This is a genomic window from Pseudomonas sp. UBA5706 (assembly GCF_002419965.1).
Classification (GTDB): Bacteria; Pseudomonadota; Gammaproteobacteria; order Pseudomonadales; family Pseudomonadaceae; genus Aquipseudomonas.
This window is the reverse complement of the sequence record NZ_DIHC01000015.1, coordinates 77,700-94,760: the sequence shown is the minus strand read 5'-3', so window position 1 is coordinate 94,760 and position 17,061 is coordinate 77,700. Positions and strand designations below refer to the sequence as shown.

Genomic DNA, 17,061 nt, shown 5'->3' with positions numbered 1-17,061 from the left:
ACCGCCGACCAGCCGGATTGCTACGAGCAGTGCCCAGGCTCGACGCTTAGTCAAACACTACCGTCTTGTTATCGTGCACCAGCACCCGATCTTCCAGGTGCGCACGCAAACCGCGGGCCAGGACCATCTTCTCGACGTCACGGCCGAAGCGCACCATGTTCTCGATGCTGTCGCGATGACTGACGCGCACCACGTCCTGCTCGATGATCGGACCGGCATCCAGCTCTTCGGTCACGTAGTGACACGTTGCACCGATCAGTTTGACACCGCGCAACGATGCCTGGTGATACGGCTTGGCGCCAACGAAAGATGGCAGGAAGCTGTGGTGGATGTTGATGACCTGATGCGCATATTCGCGGCACAACTGCGGCGGCAGAATCTGCATGTAGCGCGCCAGCACCACGACGTCGGCTTCATGCTGTTTGACCAGACGCGACACCTCGGCAAATGCCGGCTCCTTGTTAGAAGGGTCCACCGGAACATGATAGTAAGGAATGTTGTGCCACTCGACCATGTTGCGCAGGTCCTGGTGATTGGAAATCACGCAGGCGATCTCGCAATCCAGCTCATCGCTGTGCCAGCGATGCAATAGATCCGCCAGGCAATGCGACTCACGACTGGCCATGAGCACGACGCGCTTCTTTTGATCGGAATCAGTTATGCGCCAATCCATCGAGAACTCTTCGGCAATGGGCGCGAACGCTGCGCGAAAACCGTCCAGATCAAAAGGCAAGGTGTCGGCGCGCATTTCATGGCGCATGAAAAACCAGCCGCTGAGGTTGTCAGAGTGATGACTCGCTTCGGTAATCCAGCCGTTGTAAGACGCCAGAAAGTTACTGACTTTGGCAACGATGCCGACACGGTCCGGGCAAGCAATCACCAGACGAAAAGTGCGCATGGGGGGAACTCCAGAACTTCGCAAAGGCGGCTATTCTAGCGATTACCCGGCAACTGTGCAGTACCCGGCGCACACTGATTTCAGGGACGGGGGAAAATGCCGCTCCGATGACGGCATCGCCTAACGGCGCCGCGCTGCTCAGCCTGGTGAAACAGGCCGCCAATAAACGTACTAAATAGACGCGATATTTGTATGCGCCGCTGATAAGAAACTTGTTTGAGGGACTGCGCATGTCCGTCGCTATTTCAAAATGAGACGCATAAAACACTGCTTAAATGTTTACTTGGGCGGACACTCTGACTATTATTGCGGCACTACGCCCTGCCCATTACGACACAGGTATCCCTCATGTCCCTGATCAACGAATACCGCGCTACAGAAGAAGCCATCAAAGAACTGCAAGCCCGTCTGCAAAACCTGCAACAAGACGACAAACTGCAAAAGGAACTTGAGTTTGAAGGCAAACTGCGCACGCTGATGGGTGAATACCAGAAATCCCTGCGCGACATCATCGCGCTGCTGGATCCAGATTCCAAACTGAAGGCTCCACGCGGTGGTGCTGCAGTCAAAACTACCGGTACCAAGCGCGCGCGCAAGGTCAAGCAGTACAAGAACCCGCATAACGGTGAAATCATCGAAACCAAAGGTGGCAACCACAAGACGTTGAAAGAGTGGAAAGCCAAGTGGGGCGGTGACGACGTGGAAAGCTGGGCGACCCTGCTGGGCTAATAGCTCAGGTATTGCTACAGCCGTTGTACAGTGATGTGCGACTCAGAAAAACGCCAGCAACCGCTGGCGTTTTTTATTGATTCCAGATGCTGGACTATCGCTCTTATAATCCTAGCCGTTGCTGCAATTGCAGAGAATAATCCTGCCATTGGGAGAGCACTTTGAGCTGCTCAGGGGTTGCAGTCAGCGACAGCGCTATCAACGCCTTGGTAAAGGCGCTGAGGGTGTTCGGCGCCCCTGCGTGCGGGTCTGTCAGGCGCTGTTGGCAGAAACTCAACCAGCGCTGTTGTTCGGTCACACTCAGGGTTTCGGCAAAGTTACGCGCGCGATAACGAAACAACAGTTCAGGAAGACGTGGGTCATCGAATGGCCACACCTGGCTGGCTAACTGTCGCGGCTCGGCCATTCGCACCTGTTCACAAAGACGGCGATCGCGATCGTTGATAAATCCATCATACAACTGCTGTTCAGGGTCTTTGCTGGCGGCGAATTCATCCTGGGTATAAACCTCTTTCAACTTTTGCTGCCAGATCGCCTGCCCTTCATTCATACGCATCACGCGCTCTTTGTAGACCGGCAGATCCAACTGCAGGCGCTGAAGATCTTGCTCGCGCAACACGCTCAACGGCGCGACTACCGGACATTTATTTATGTGCAGTAGTTTGAGTGGAACCGGCAATTGCCCGTCCAGCAAATCCTCGCGCCGGGTATATAAACGTTGGCGTAACGTCTGGGCGTCGTCGTCCAGCAAAGGGCTGTGGTCATGAAACAGGTCACACACAATCAGCGCATTGCGGTTGGTCGGATGCCAGGCCAGCGGTAATACCACACTCAAATAACGACGCGCTGCAGAAAAGCGTCCAGATATATGCACCAGCGGCTGCAGTAGACGAATCTGCTCCTGGACCTTGTGTTTATTGCGCAGCTGAAAAAGATAGTCGTAGAGCTTGGGTTGTTTATCGCGCACCAGCCGACCCAGTGCAATGGTTGCACGAACATCGGAAAGCGCATCGTGCGCCTGGCCATGCTCAATGCCATTGGCTGCTGTCAGCCGTTCGAGCTTGAGCGTCACGCGGCCATCTTCTTCAGGCCAGACGATGCCTTCAGGGCGCAGCGCGTAGGCGGTACGTACGACATCGATCAGATCCCAGCGACTGTTGCCGCCCTGCCACTCTCGTCCGTAGGGGTCGAAAAAGTTGCGGTAAAGGCTGTAGCGGGTCATTTCGTCATCGAATCGCAGCGTGTTGTAGCCAGCGCCACAGGTGCCGGGCGTTGACAGCTCGGAGTGCACGCGGGTCATGAAATCTGCTTCGCACAGGCCTTTTTCCGCCAGCCGCGCAGGGGTGATGCCGGTCACCAGACACGCCGCGGGATGCGGCAGGATGTCATCGCTGGGTTGGCAATACAGATTGACGGGATCGGCGATCTCGTTGAGCTGATCGTCGGTGCGAATCCCGGCCACCTGCAGCGGCCGATCGTTTCGCGGATTGATCCCGGTGGTTTCGTAGTCGTACCAGAAGATGCTGGAAGTCACAGGCTGATCCTGAACAAAAGACCGGCGCAGTCTACCAGATGGGGCGCTGCGCCCCGCGCGCCGGGGTCTGGTCTGAAACTGTTTAAAGACGTTTCCTGCATCACCCTTGCCCATCATCCGGTTGCTTAGCACTGCTGCGCTGGCTAGCATCAGGCTTTATTTTCTGGCGTACCCCTCCCGACAATGTCCTTCTCGCAAGCTTGGCCAAGGAACACTGCGCAGCCTGCCCCGCTGGACACCCGTATCCGCATGGAAACCCCGGAAGGTATCGATCTGGTGTTGCGCCCGGCAGGGCTGTTATCGCGGTCGCTGGCATTTACCATTGATCTGCTGATTCGCGGCGCCATGCTGATCGCGCTGTTTTTCCTGCTCAAGGCCTTGGGCGAGTTCGGCACCGGGCTTTTTGTGCTGGCACTGTTTCTCGTCAACTGGTGGTACATGGTGTTGTTCGAAGTGCTGCACCAGGGCCGCACGCCCGGCAAGCAGATCCTGGGGTTGCGCGTGGTCCATGACGACGGTACGCCGGTGGGCTGGTCAGCGTCGTTGCTGCGCAATCTGCTGCGTTTCGTCGACATGCTGCCTTTTGGCTATACCGTGGGCGCGTTCGCGTGTTTACAGCATCCATTATTCAAGCGCCTGGGAGATCTGGCCGCTGGCACGCTAGTGATCTATCGCGATACCCCCATGCCGCGTCCCGTGCTGCCGCAGGTGCCTGGCGTCGTCGCGCCTCTGGTGCTGACAATCGAAGAGCAGCGCGCCGTGTTGTCATTCGCCGAGCGCCAGGAAGCGCTTGCTCCGGCGCGGGCCCAGGAACTGGCGGGGATCCTCATCGCCCCACTACAGATGCCAACGCACATGCCCGCCGAACACGCAGTGGACCATTTGAACGGGATCGCCCGTGGGCTGGCAGGTTCAGCATGAAGCGGCGAACGATATGAAGCAGAGCCAGTTCGAGCAGCGGCATCAAGAGTCATGGCAACGATTCGCCGAGCGCTTGGAGGCACTGGAGCGTAGTCGACGCAAGACCGAGGCGGGCGCCGGTTTTGCCGAGCACTATCGACAGATCTGTCAGCACCTGGCGTTGGCCCAGGAGCGAGGTTACAGCAGCTATCTGGTCGAGCCACTGCAGCAACTGGCAATGCGCGGTCATCAACAGCTGTATCGCCATCGCAGCCAGTTCGTAGCGCAGCTGCTGGGCTTCGTGCTGGCGGATTTTCCTCGGCTGGTGCGCGCCGAATGGCGACTGGTGGCGCTTGCTGGCGCGTTGTTCTTCGGCAGCCTGATCGTCATGGGGCTATTGGTCTACGGCTATCCAGACCTGATCTACAGCATTGTCAGCCCCGCTCAGGTGGCTGAGATGGAAAGCATGTACGACCCCGCCGCCAGGCGCATCGGTCAGGCGGCGGAGCGGGCGTCGAGCACCGACTGGCTCATGTTCGGCTATTACATCATGCACAACGTCGGCATCGCCTTTCAGACCTTCGCCAGCGGGCTGCTGCTGGGGCTGGGCAGCCTGTTTTTTCTGTTGTTCAACGGTCTGATGATCGGCGCGGTAGCAGGCCATCTGAGCGACGTTGGCTTTGGCGAAACCTTCTGGCCTTTCGTGGTCGGCCACGGCGCCTTCGAGCTGACTGCCATTGCCCTGGCTGGGGCCGCCGGCCTGAAGCTTGGCTGGGCATTGCTGGCCCCTGGCTCGCTACGTCGCGGCGAGGCGTTGCGGGTCGCGGCCAAGACCAGCGTGCGGTTGATGGGTGGGGTGATGCTGTTGCTACTGATCGCGGCCTTTATAGAGGCCTATTGGTCATCCATGACCTGGCCCCACGCCACTACCAAATATCTGGTAGGCGCCGCTTTGTGGGCATCGGTCGCCGCTTACCTGATCTTCGCCGGACGCACCGCCCATGCGCCTGACTGAAGCCTGCGTGGCGATCCGCCCGCGCAATCCCTGGGAGGCGGTTGACCTCGGCGTTTTGCTCGCGCGCCAGCACCGAGGCCTGTTGATGACCAGTTGGGCGATCGTCACGCTGCCTATCTTCGCGCTGCTTACTACGGCGCTTTGGGATCATCCCTCCGTGGTCGTGCTTGTATTCTGGTGGCTAAAACCGGCCTACGAAAGACTGTCTTTGCTGATTCTGTCCAAGGCGCTGTTCGGCGCGCCTCCTTCGCTCGGCCAGGCGCTGAAGGCCTGGCCCGGCGCGCTAAGGCCGCAATTGCTCGCCAGCCTGACCTGGCGCCGGTTCAGCCTCAGTCGCAGCTTCAACCTGCCTGTTCAGCAACTGGAAGGCCTGGACGGCATACCGCAAGCGCAACGCATCGCCTTGCTGGGTCAAAAGAACCCATGGGTAGCGCGCGGCCTGACCTCGATGGGGAGCACATTGGAGATGTGTTTCTGGATCGGCCTGGTGCTGCTGTTTTACGCGTTCATTCCACAGCAGGTCGAGCTGGACTGGTCATGGCGCAGCCTGCTGGAGATCGAAGGCGGCTGGAAATGGCTCGAGCATCTGACCAACGCTTTCTATGCGCTGATCCTGATCGTATGGGGGCCGATCTACGTGTCCTGCGGGTTCGCGCTGTACCTTAACCGCCGTACGACTTTGGAAGGCTGGGACATCGAGCTGGCGTTCCGCCGCTTGCGGCAGCGGGTGGTCGGCAGTGCTTACGCCCTGTTACTGGCCGCCTGCATTGGCTTTGGTTTTCTGCCGTCCAGCACGATGGCGCAGGACACCGTCGACGAGCCAAGTTACAGCTGCCCCCTGCCGCCGCTGGACCTGCCGCAAACCGAGGATCAACTCGCAGCTCCCGATACGCCCAGGCTGCTGAGTCAGCCCCTGACCAGCGAGGCCTCGCAAAACGCAATCAAGGCAGTGTTGAACAGTCCGCCGTTCAAAAATCCGAAGTCGGTATCCGGATGGCGTCTGCCTGATCGCAAGCACGGCGCAGGGACCGGCGATACACCTCACTGGCTCGCCAGACTGGTCACGGGCTTGCTCTATGCCGGCAATACGTTGTCTACCGTTTTCCAAGCGCTGCTCTGGACCTGCATTGCCCTGGCCGCAGCGTGGATCCTTTGGCGCTACCGGGCCTGGTTCGGCACGTTCGTCAATCAGGGCAAGCCTGAATCAAGCGTCCGGCTGACTGCTCCCCGGCAACTGTTCGGCCTGCAGGTGGATACCGAGAGCCTGCCGGACGATGTCGCCAGCGCCGCAGAAACGCTCTGGGCGCAATCGCCACGAGAGGCGCTAAGCCTGCTGTACCGCGCCTTGCTCAATCGCTTGCTCACCGATTACCAACTGCCGCTGAAAAACGCCGATACCGAAGGTCAGGTACTGGCGCGCGTTGCAGCACTCGATCAACCGTCTTTGCACGACTACAGCCAGGAACTCACCGGCCACTGGCTGAACCTGGCTTACGGTCATCAAATGCCTACTCGCGATGTGCAGAAAACCCTGTGTGAACGCTGGCGGCAACTGTTCACCAACGGACGCACGACATGAGCCGCCGCCTATGGGTCATGCTGGTGGCGCTGGTACTCATCGGGATAGGGGGCGCCAGCGTACCCTGGCTCAAGCGCCTGGAGCATTATCAGGAGGTGGTTGACCAAGGGCCTTCGCCAGCGGTGCGCGCCGATCCCTATCTGGCGGCCGAAACGTTCCTTCGCCAACGCGGCGTATCGGTCGAGGTCACTCAAGCACTCGGCACGCTGCCCGATACCCGACAGCAAGCGCAGACCCTGATGCTGCTGGATAACCGAGAAAAGATGACCCCAGCCGAGGTGAAGCGCCTGCTGAACTGGGCCCATGGTGGGGGCCGGCTGCTGTTCGTCGCCGAACGATTATGGGATGAGGACAAAGGACGCAGCGGCGATCTGTTGCTCGATCAGTTGCAGCTACGTCAGTTCATGACCGGCGACTTGCGCGAACAGGACCGACGCCGTGAACGCGCGCAGATCAAGCCAGTGATTCCCTTGAGCACGCCGGATATCGACGCACCCCAGCCTCCTTGGCCGGAACTGACCCGACTGTACGTGCAGAACGAGACCGATCCGGCGTACATAAGCTTCGACCCGGACTTTCACCTGGATGATCCGCAGGATCATGCGCAGTCATGGGCCAACAGCGCCGATGCCACGCACATGTTGCAGATGGTCTATGGAAATGGACTGATCACGGTGATTACCGACGCCGATTTGTGGAAAACCCGCGCTATCGGCAAGTACGACAACGCCTGGCTGCTGTGGTACCTAAGTCAGGACAGCGCGGTGACGCTTGTGCTGCGTACGAACCACGACGACTTGCTCAGCCTGCTGTGGAAGTATTTTCCCCAGGCCTTGCTGGCGCTGGCACTGTGTATCGCTGCCGGGCTTTGGCACCACGGCGTGCGAAACGGGCCGCTGCAACCGGAACCGTCCCTTGCTCGCCGCCAGCTAGCCGAGCACCTGCGCGCCAGTGCGGACTTCATGCTCCGCCGCGGTGGTCAACACGCCTTGCTGCGCTTGCTGCAACGGGACATTTTGCGGCGAGCCCGACAGCGTCACCCCGGGTTTGAAGCGCTACCGGTCACCGAACAGTGGCAAATACTGGCGCGCATCACCCGCGAACCGACCAGCCGCATCGGGCAGGCGTTGCGACCGCGTCTTGAAAAGCGTCTCTCCAGTACCGAATTCACCCGTCAGGTTGCCTACCTGCAAACGATCAGGAATGCCCTATGATCTGGACGCTTTGATAGCGCAGTATCGCGATGAAGCTTCCCATCGACTTTCGCCCTGATGGCCACTTCCTCTGTCGGGAAACCACCTATCATCCGCTCCATGAGATGCTTGGACGATCATATCGCCCATACCTGGGATGAACGACCGCAAGCTGCTCGAACTGGCCCTGGCAAGGTGTCTGGACAGCTGGATTTCTCGCGGCACCGCAACTTTCTAACCGCGCGCTTAGCACGCTGACAAAATCAAGAAACAGTTAAATTAGGCAAGCCATTGACTTATGGATGATAAAACGAATTTAACCGCTAGCGAGGCTTCGCAACGCATGAGCGATCACCCACCCCCGCAGCCGAACCGTGCAGACCATGATCTGCAGCACCCTGCACAGCCCGACCCTGGGGATCAGGCCGAGTCCAAAGGCGGCGAAGCCCAAACAGCGCCCGCCAGCCATCCGGCTCAGCAACGCCAGCGCGCCATCCATCTTGTCCAGGCAGTGCGTCACGAGCTGCAAAAGGCAGTGATCGGCCAGGACGCGGTAATCGACGATGTGTTGACAGCGTTGATCGGTGGCGGACATGTGCTGCTTGAAGGGGTGCCCGGACTCGGCAAAACGTTGCTGGTGCGCGCCCTGGCTCGGTGCTTCGGCGGTGATTTCGCGCGCATCCAGTTCACTCCCGACCTGATGCCGAGCGATGTCACCGGTCATGCCGTCTACGACCTGCAAAGCGAGCAGTTCAAGTTGCGCAAGGGCCCGCTGTTCACCCATCTGCTGCTGGCCGACGAGATCAACCGCGCGCCGGCCAAGACCCAAGCCGCCTTGCTGGAAGCGATGCAGGAGCGCCAGGTCACACTCGAAGGCCGCGCCCTGCCAGTCCCACAACCGTTCATGGTGCTGGCGACCCAGAACCCGATCGAGCAGGAAGGCACCTACCCCCTGCCCGAGGCTGAGCTGGACCGCTTCATGCTCAAACTGCGCATGGATTACCCCCAGGCTGAGCAAGAGCTGGAGATGGTGCGTCAGGTCACCCGTTCCACTCGTTCGGATATGCTCGACGTGCAACCACTGCGCACGCTGATGCAAGCCAAGGATGTTCAGGCGTTGCAGCGCATCGCCAGCGACCTGTCGGTGGATGAACAGGTGCTCGATTACGCCGTGCGCCTGGCACGCGCTACTCGCACCTGGCCAGGACTCACGTTGGGCGCCGGCCCTCGTGCCTCGATCGCCCTGGTGCGCGGCGGGCGTGCCCGGGCGCTGCTGCGCGGTGGCGGGTTCGTGATTCCCGACGACATCAAAGGTTGCGCACTGGCGGTGTTACGCCATCGGGTCAGGCTCTCGCCGGAACTGGATATCGAAGGTCTGTCGGTTGACCAGGTGCTTAGGCAGTTGCTCGATCAGGTTCCGGCGCCGCGCCAATGACGCAACTGCTCAAGCCTTCGACGCGGCTGCTCTGGTGGCTGGCCGCACTGGCAGGCGTCGCCTTGCTGGTGGGGGTGCTTCAGGCATTGGAGCGCGGGCCGGTCGACAAACTCGACGACCTCTTCTGGGCGCTGCTCTGCGCGATCGGCGCCTTGAGCCTGCTGGACGCATTCTGGCTGTGGCGCCTGCCCTCGCCTCGCGTGCAACGCCACGTACCCGGCAGTCTGGCACTGGGACGCTGGAGCGAGGTGCGCATCGAGCTTGAGCACCACGTCCGGCGCAGCGTATCGCTGACGCTGTTCGACCACGGTCCCCAAGGTGCGGGCAATCGTTGCGAGATCGAACACCTGCCGCAACCTATGACCCTGCGACCCCATCGCAAGGCGCGACTGACCTATCGCCTGCGTCCCACCAGCCGCGGGCATTTCATTTTCGAGCGCATCGAAATCCAGATACGCAGCCCGCTGCGATTATGGCTGTCGCGGCGCTACTTGCAGGTACCTGATTCGGCGAGGGTGTACCCGGACTTCGCCAGACTGCACAACGGGCAATTACTGGTCGTTGATAGCTGGCTGCGTCAGATCGGCGTTCGTCAACACCCGCGACGCGGCCTGGGTCTGGAATTCAACCAGCTGCGTGAATTCCGCGAAGGCGACAGCTTGCGACAGATCGACTGGAAAGCCACCGCTCGGCAGCGCACACCGATTGCCAGGGAGTATCAGGACGAACAAGACCAGCAGATCGTCTTCGTCCTCGATTGCGGGCGAAGGATGCGCAGTCAGGATGGTGAGCTGACCCACTTTGATCACGCGCTCAATGCCTGCTTGCTGCTCGGTTACGTGGCACTGCGACAAGGCGATGCGGTCGGGATATCGACATTTGCTGCCGAACAGGATCGTCACCTTGCGCCCGTCAAAGGCGCCGGCCAGCTTAATGTGCTGCTTAACCGGGTGTACGACCTCAATAGCTCGCAACGGCCGGCCGACTACAGTGCAGCGATCCGTCAGGTACTGAACAGGCAGAAGCGCAGGGCCCTGGTGGTGTTGGTTACCAACCTTCGCGATGAAGACGATGAAGACCTGCTCGGCGCCGTTAAACAGCTGAGCCGTCGCCATAGAGTGCTGGTCGCCAGCTTGCGCGAGGACGTGCTGGACAAGATGCGCCAAGGGCCGGTGCAGACCTGGCAACAGGCGCTGGACTATTGTGGAACCGTAGCGTTTCTCAACGCGCGCGCAAGCTTGCATGAGCGGTTGATTGCCCACGGCATACCCGTGCTGGATGTGCGACCTGCTGACCTGGGACCTCAACTGGTCAGCCGATACCTGAGTTGGAAGAAAGCAGGCACCTTGTGATCAAGGTGCCAGCGTCAGGCCGAGGCTTCCAACGAGTAAAAGCTGAAATAACGCTGTAGCGCCTGGATCAGGTGGAAATACTCAGGAGGCGCCGCTTGCAGCTTGAAGCCGGAGTCGTAAACGGCTGGCGTTTCATCTTCCTGACACCACAGGCAACTGGCATTGATGTCGATGTTGTAGAGTTCACCCTTCTCATCCGGGACCTTTAACCGCAGCTGAAAGTCAGCGCCGACCAGTATCGGCAGATCGCTGATCAGCATCAGGCCCTGTTCGGAAACGTTCCCCAAACACCCTAAGGGTTTGTCGGTATACCGGTTGAATACCTGCAAATAATAGGGGAGCTGATGGCGCTCGATTCGTCTTTCGTTGAGCATTGGACAAAGGTCCTCGAGTGACCATTGAGCATGGCCTTGCTAATGCAAAGGGATTCGGTCGCGTATGGAACGGCACAGACGACGAACGCGATCAAACCCACCCGTTCATTACAAATGGGACGTCATCTGACTCACCAGCCATAACCGAAGTCACGTATCCGATTATTCGATTTAGCGATAACCATCAACTCATGATGATGATCTCGATCGAGAACCTGCGTGCCCTTCGTCACTCCTGTGATGAAATCTTTAGGTCCCTACCGATTGCAGATTAGCTCAAGCTTGTGCGAAGACCACTCGAAAAAAGACCGTCCATCCAATCGGGGGTAGCCGGATGACTATAAGGGAGCAGGCCTTGGTGCGGCAGGCGGCGCGGCGTTGCCATGACCCAATTGACGGAGCGTGTCCAGGCGCGCCTGCGCCCTGAATGCGTATTCGCTGTAGGGGTATTGGCTAATGATGAACTCGTACGTCTGCGCGGCATCAAGGTACAGCTTCTGGCGTTCCAGACATTGTCCGCGCAACATTGACACTTCAGGTTGTACATAGCGGCGCGCGCGGCTTTCGCGATCCACTTTCGATAGGTTGTACATCACCGCATCGCAATCGCCCTGGGCGTATGCGCGGTTGGCGTTGTTCAGGTGGCTGTTCATGGCCCACCGGGTGCAACCACTTAATGCCGCTAGCGCCACTAATATCATCACGATTCGCATGAGGGTCTCCTTCGCTCTGCATTGTATCGGCGTGCGGCGGGATTTCTTCAAGGCTGATTTGCAACCCGTCCCCTGCCCGGACTGGGCCAATTGCCCACATGGCAGGCAACACGTAGTGCAAAGGAACAATGACTACAGCGTAATACAGTAGTAGCCTCTCGCTGCGCTTCATTTAAGGAGTTTGTGCATGTCCGTTCGCCGCACCAAAATCGTAGCCACACTAGGCCCTGCAAGTAATTCGCCAGAAGTCATCGAGAAATTGATTCTTGCCGGCCTGGACGTTGCCCGCCTTAATTTCTCCCACGGCACGCCCGACGAGCACAAGGCTCGCGCGAAGCTGATCCGCGACATCGCTGCCCGTAACGGCCGCTTTGTGGCATTGCTGGGTGACCTGCAGGGCCCGAAAATTCGTATTGCCAAATTCGTCAACAAGAAGATCGAGCTGAAGGTCGGAGACAAATTCACCTTCTCCACCAGCCATCCTCTGACTGAAGGCACCCAGGAAATCGTCGGTATCGACTATCCCGATCTGGTCAAGGATTGCGGCGTAGGCGACGAACTGCTGCTCGACGACGGACGTGTGGTCATGCGTGTGGACACGCAGACGGCCGATGCGCTGCACTGTACCGTCACCATCGGCGGGCCGCTGTCGGACCACAAAGGCATCAACCGTCGCGGTGGCGGCCTGACTGCGCCGGCGTTGACCGAAAAAGACAAGCAAGACATCAAGCTTGCCGCCGAAATGGACCTGGACTACCTGGCCGTTTCCTTCCCGCGCGACGCTGCCGATATGGAATACGCACGCCAACTGCGCGACGAAGCAGGCAGCACCGCCTGGCTGGTGGCGAAGATCGAACGTGCCGAAGCCGTCGCCAACGATGAAACCCTGGACGCCCTGATTCGCGCCAGTGACGCAGTCATGGTTGCCCGTGGTGACTTGGGTGTGGAAATCGGCGATGCGGAGCTGGTAGGCATCCAGAAGAAGATCATCCTGCACGCCCGTCGCCACAACAAAGCGGTGATCGTGGCCACGCAGATGATGGAATCGATGATTTCCAGCCCGATGCCGACTCGCGCAGAAGTGTCCGACGTGGCCAACGCTGTGTTGGACTACACCGACGCCGTGATGTTGTCCGCTGAAAGTGCTGCCGGTTCCTACCCTGTCGAAGCCGTCGAAGCCATGGCGCGCATCTGCGTCGGCGCCGAACGTCATCCGACCGGCAAGACGTCCAGCCATCGCATCGGTCACTCGTTTACTCGTTGCGACGAGAGCATTGCGCTGGCGGCGATGTACACCGCCAACCACTTCCCCGGCGTGAAAGCGATCATCGCACTGACCGAAAGCGGCTACACCCCGCTGATCATGTCGCGTATCCGTTCCTCGGTGCCGATCTACGCATTCTCCCCGCACCGTGGTACCCAGGCGCGTGCCGCCATGTTTCGTGGCGTGTACACCATTCCGTTCGACCCGGCGTCGCTGCCAGCGGGTCAGGTCAGCCAGTCGGCTGTGGACGAATTGGTCAAGCGTGGCCTGGTCGAGCAAGGCGACTGGGTCATCCTGACCAAGGGCGACAGCTACCACACCATCGGTGGCACCAACGGCATGAAGATCCTGCACGTCGGCGACCCGATCGTTTAAGACGCAGCAGCGATGAAAAAGCCCCGGCTCGTAAGAGTGCGGGGCTTTTTTGTATTGCGTGTCTCGGTGTCAGGTTTTTTCCAGGAACACATCTGCAAATAGCTGGCCACGGGGCAGCCCAGCGAGGAACAGGCGTCTGGAGATACCCTCAACGGCGGCCGGTGAACCGCACACCAGCGCGACTGTCTGGCGAGAAGTAACACGCAGACCGGACAGCGCGACTTGAAAGTCTTCAGGATTCACCCACTCGACCTCCAGCTGTGAATGCTCGGCAGCCAGCGTCTGCAGTGCTTCAGCCAGGTAGGGCTCACGGGCCACGTGCAGGACGCGGATCGGCCCCATGTGCCCCTGCCGCAACGCCTCTCGTAACAAGGCCCACAAAGGTCCAAGGCCGGTGCCGCCTGCGAGCAGCCAGAGCGGTCGATCCTGCCAGTCATGATCGTAATGCAGTGCCCCGCCGCGCAGCTCTCCCAGGCGGATTGGGTCACCGGAACGGAACGTACGGGCCAGGTCTGCGAAGGCGCCCGGCTTATGACAGTCGATATGAAACTCCAGCGCCCCGTCTTCGCCCGGCAGACTCGCCAGTGAATACGGGCGCGCCACACCGCTCGGCGTCCATAGCACCACATGCTGCCCGGCGCGATAACGCAGCGCGCGATCGGGGGCCAGGCGAAGACGCAGCACCGAGGGGCTGAGCCAGGTGCAATCACTGATCCGGGCGGGCAGGCCGTCGGACATTGGATCGAAGACTTCCACGTTCAGATCGTCCACCACCTGGCACTGACACGCCAGGCGCCAGCCCTGCGCCCGCCGGGCGACATCCAGTGCCTCGGGCAGCGCGTCCAGAGGCTCGCCTCGCAGGCAGCGCACCAGGCAGGTGTGGCAACTGCCCGCGCGACAACTGTAGGGGACCGACACACCTGCACTATTCAAGGCATCGAGCAGGTTGCAGCCAGCGGTGACCGACCAGTGCCGGTCGCCCGCGTGGATCTCAGGCATCAGCGTAATCCCAAGCGCCGTGACAGCAATTGCGACCGTGATGCTTGGCGCGATACAGCGCCTGGTCAGCACGTTGCAGCGCACGATCCATGTCATCACCGCGCTCGATCAGGGTCATTCCCACCGAAAGACTCAGCTCCAGGCCCGGAAGCTCGGGGATCACAACCTGCTCAAAGGCACGCCGCACGCGCTCGCAGCAGTCAACCAGTTGGCCGCGGGTGCAACGGGGGATTAACAGGACGAACTCCTCACCGCCGTAGCGGGCAAGAATATCGTCCGCGCGCAGGCACTCGGTCGCCGCCACGGCAAACGCCTGCAGCACTCGGTCACCGGCGGCATGGCCTAACAGATCGTTGACCCGTTTGAAGTGGTCCATGTCGATCAGCGCCAGTCCTCCGGTGCAGGAACCGTCCATGGTTTCCAGCTCGCGCGTCGCTCGCCGCAGAAAATGACGCCGGTTGTAGAGATTGGTCAGCTCATCGGTGGACGCCAGTTCTTCGAGTTGGAACATCATCCCGCGCAGGGTTTCCTGGTGCGCCTGCAAAGTAATGCGGTGCTGATGCATGCGCTGGCGGGAGCTTTGCACGAAGCGCGCGTACAGGCACAGCCAGCCCAGCACGATAAAAAGGGCACAGGTTTGCAGGGCAGCAAGGCCTGGATCGACAAGCCGGTTATGGAACACGTCCCACACGTTCAGCCCGGTGAAGCCCAGCAACGCGAGAATGGCGCACCGGGTGAACACTCTGGGCGGAAGATGAAACAGGCCGAACAGTAAGACCAGTACGTAGAGCACCATGAACGTGCCCTTGGCGGCATCCAGGTGAGCCAGCACAAAGGTTTGCCAACCCAGCCCCATCAGGACCTGGAACTCGGTGAGGCTGGGGTCCTTGAATCGTTTGTTGTATTCGCCGAAGAACACCAGGCTCAGCACGCCCTGCGAGAGGAGCACCAGTACGGTGGTCAGCCACAGGCCAAAGAAATTCGCGTAATAGTAGCCGGCGCAATATGCCACCCATACAAGGGCGATCAGCAGTATGTACGTTCCCGCTGCCAGCGCAAACCGCTTGAACCGCAGGCGCTGGATAGATCCGTCTATATGAGGTTGGTTCATCATCGGGGCAAGGTCGTCCTGTCCGGCGGGGTGGATCTTTGTCGCATCGCTGGCCGGTCGTGCCTGTCGCCACGCGGCGAGAAACACTTCAATCATCTGGCAAGGTGCCCAATGTAGAGGAAACGGGACCGTTCGCCAACGCATCCGACATCACGAACCGGCGCGAGTTTTACGCAGACGCAGGAATCACTGAGTCGCACGACAATCCATGCCATAGGCCGCTCCGCGATAGAAGACATGTCGTGAAAAACTTCGTGCCGACGGTATACATATATACCGCAGATCGTGGGTAGACAGTGGTTACGCTTTAACCACATTTAGCAGTTATGCAGCGGGAAAGGCATGAGCCTGCGCAACGATAAAACAGGATTGGCCGCTGGAGCGCGGGTTTCGCGAGCAGCTCGCTCAACATTCATCCAACGCTGATATTGAATGGACCGATGTAGAGCCGCCTAGGGCGCTTTAGATGACCAATCGACGTTTGTCATCATGATTAACCGTAAAGGATTACGCCAACGTGCGCTTTTGTTATTCGAATAACACTAGAGCGTACGTGTTGCCCAGTGACGCATCTGCTCGGGGTTAGCCTGTTCAGAGCGTTTGGATGGCTCGGTATCAATATTACCCGCCGGGTGAGTACCGTAGCGCAATTAAATGACCAAGGATGGTAAGAAATGAACATAGCAAACGATACACGATGGCTGACAGCATTCAATGTCAACCTGACCTCCAACTCGAGAAAACTATATGCCAATGGTCGCCAACAGGTGGAGATTTCCGTCAGCGTTACGTTCAGGTCACGAGCGATTTTCACTAAAGAGCAACTGGACAACATTCGGTTGGTCATTTTGGACGACAACGGGGCTTATCAGGAATTGAGCGGCGAGCTCAACGTGTCGACCGAACGCGACACGCGATTCCACTATTACGCCGACACCGGTGCGCCCCCCGCCCCATTGCTTCAACCGTATTCGATACGCCGCAGATTCTACGTTTCATCGACCCGCCCCGGTGGTTCACTGGATAGAATCTACGCCGCGATCAACAAGGACAGGGACACGCTATATGTCAGTCATACCAGTGTCTTCAACTCTTCCGTGGAAGTCGAATCGCTGACCCCTCTGCGCCTGACACGCGATGACATTGAGTTTTCGAGGGAAGATAACCACCACCAGGTAGTCAACGCGACGGATTGGGACTACGACGTCTATCAACTGTCTTTCAAGGGCCGTAACTTGAAAATGGTTCAGTCGGTTAGTTATGGCACTGGATCGGGGTACCTTTATTATTCGAATGTCATAGAGGATTACGGATATTTCGCTGACGGCGAACCGCGCAGCAACATGCACATAGCCTACGCAGTGGGCCCCCAGACAAAGTTCAGGCTTCCGAGAAGCATCCTTTCAGTGAGACGGCGCCCCGCAAGCATGGTCTTCATTCGCATAGCAACACACGGCCCTGTCACAGTGTCCGGCGACTCAAGAAGCCTAAGCCAATGGGGGTTGATCGATCAATACGGCAATGAGCACATGATCGAAATGACTCAGGAAGATAACGGAAACCTGATCGACTTTGTGATGAAGCAATAAT

General features: G+C 59.2%; 15 protein-coding genes. 9 read left to right on the top strand and 6 right to left on the bottom strand.

The features are described from left to right. Positions 1–46: 46 nt before the first annotated feature. A complete protein-coding gene (gene purU, locus B3I26_RS07670) occupies positions 47–898 on the bottom strand; it encodes a formyltetrahydrofolate deformylase (RefSeq protein WP_296256676.1) in 852 nt (283 codons plus the stop codon). A gap of 348 nt (positions 899–1,246) precedes the next feature. Here purU and mvaT point away from each other — a divergent pair, with 348 nt between their 5' ends. After that, entirely contained in the window at positions 1,247–1,627 is a 381-nt protein-coding gene (gene mvaT / locus B3I26_RS07665) for a histone-like nucleoid-structuring protein MvaT (RefSeq protein ID WP_296256675.1), read from the top strand. 103 nt (positions 1,628–1,730) lie between these two features. Here the strand turns inward: mvaT and sbcB are convergent, their stop codons facing one another. Then, positions 1,731–3,161 carry an exodeoxyribonuclease I gene (gene sbcB / locus B3I26_RS07660; RefSeq protein WP_296256674.1) on the bottom strand — a complete coding sequence of 477 codons (1,431 nt, stop codon included), beginning with the start codon at positions 3,159–3,161 and terminating at the stop codon, positions 1,731–1,733. Positions 3,162–3,344: 183 nt separating this feature from the next. On the opposite strand from sbcB, the gene B3I26_RS07655 reads away from it, so the two are divergent. The 6 genes from B3I26_RS07655 to B3I26_RS07630 all read left to right on the top strand — a co-directional run bounded on the left by B3I26_RS07655 (position 3,345) and on the right by B3I26_RS07630 (position 10,635). Then, positions 3,345–4,082 carry an RDD family protein gene (locus tag B3I26_RS07655; RefSeq protein WP_296256671.1) on the top strand — a complete coding sequence of 246 codons (738 nt, stop codon included), beginning with the start codon at positions 3,345–3,347 and terminating at the stop codon, positions 4,080–4,082. Positions 4,083–4,095: 13 nt separating this feature from the next. After that, a complete protein-coding gene (locus B3I26_RS07650; protein ID WP_296256669.1) occupies positions 4,096–5,076 on the top strand; it encodes a stage II sporulation protein M in 981 nt (326 codons plus the stop codon). Continuing rightward, positions 5,063–6,655, top strand: coding sequence for a DUF4129 domain-containing protein (locus B3I26_RS07645; protein WP_296256668.1), 1,593 nt, complete (start codon positions 5,063–5,065; stop codon positions 6,653–6,655). The genes B3I26_RS07650 and B3I26_RS07645 overlap by 14 nt, the downstream gene beginning before the upstream one ends. Continuing rightward, positions 6,652–7,869: a DUF4350 domain-containing protein gene (locus B3I26_RS07640; RefSeq protein ID WP_296256664.1), complete on the top strand. Its 1,218-nt coding sequence runs from the start codon at positions 6,652–6,654 to the stop codon at positions 7,867–7,869. Before B3I26_RS07645 ends, B3I26_RS07640 begins: the two co-directional genes overlap by 4 nt. Positions 7,870–8,191: 322 nt before the next feature. Continuing rightward, on the top strand, positions 8,192–9,283 hold the full coding sequence (locus tag B3I26_RS07635; RefSeq protein ID WP_409521956.1) for an AAA family ATPase: 1,092 nt from the start codon (positions 8,192–8,194) through the stop codon (positions 9,281–9,283). Beyond that, positions 9,280–10,635, top strand: a complete 1,356-nt coding sequence (locus tag B3I26_RS07630) for a DUF58 domain-containing protein (RefSeq protein ID WP_296256659.1) — start codon at positions 9,280–9,282, stop codon at positions 10,633–10,635. Before B3I26_RS07635 ends, B3I26_RS07630 begins: the two co-directional genes overlap by 4 nt. Before the next feature lie 14 nt (positions 10,636–10,649). On the opposite strand, the gene B3I26_RS07625 is transcribed toward B3I26_RS07630, so the two are convergent. Together B3I26_RS07625 and B3I26_RS07620 are read right to left on the bottom strand one after the other, a co-directional pair. Further along, the gene (locus B3I26_RS07625) at positions 10,650–11,009 is read right to left on the bottom strand and encodes a PilZ domain-containing protein (protein ID WP_296256657.1); all 360 of its coding nucleotides are present in this window, start codon (positions 11,007–11,009) and stop codon (positions 10,650–10,652) included. A 338-nt stretch (positions 11,010–11,347) separates the two neighbouring features. Next, positions 11,348–11,722 (bottom strand): tetratricopeptide repeat protein, encoded by a 375-nt coding sequence (locus B3I26_RS07620; RefSeq protein ID WP_296256654.1) that lies wholly within the window; start codon positions 11,720–11,722, stop codon positions 11,348–11,350. Positions 11,723–11,909: 187 nt separating this feature from the next. On the opposite strand from B3I26_RS07620, the gene pyk reads away from it, so the two are divergent. Then, on the top strand, positions 11,910–13,361 hold the full coding sequence (gene pyk / locus B3I26_RS07615; RefSeq protein ID WP_133749690.1) for a pyruvate kinase: 1,452 nt from the start codon (positions 11,910–11,912) through the stop codon (positions 13,359–13,361). A 69-nt stretch (positions 13,362–13,430) separates the two neighbouring features. On the opposite strand, the gene B3I26_RS07610 is transcribed toward pyk, so the two are convergent. Together B3I26_RS07610 and B3I26_RS07605 are read right to left on the bottom strand one after the other, a co-directional pair. Beyond that, positions 13,431–14,360: an iron-sulfur-binding ferredoxin reductase gene (locus B3I26_RS07610; RefSeq protein ID WP_296256650.1), complete on the bottom strand. Its 930-nt coding sequence runs from the start codon at positions 14,358–14,360 to the stop codon at positions 13,431–13,433. Continuing rightward, a complete protein-coding gene (locus B3I26_RS07605; RefSeq protein WP_296256822.1) occupies positions 14,353–15,474 on the bottom strand; it encodes a GGDEF domain-containing protein in 1,122 nt (373 codons plus the stop codon). Before B3I26_RS07605 ends, B3I26_RS07610 begins: the two co-directional genes overlap by 8 nt. Positions 15,475–16,145: 671 nt before the next feature. Here B3I26_RS07605 and B3I26_RS07600 point away from each other — a divergent pair. Beyond that, positions 16,146–17,060 (top strand): hypothetical protein, encoded by a 915-nt coding sequence (locus B3I26_RS07600; RefSeq protein ID WP_296256648.1) that lies wholly within the window; start codon positions 16,146–16,148, stop codon positions 17,058–17,060. Position 17,061 lies beyond the last annotated feature (1 nt).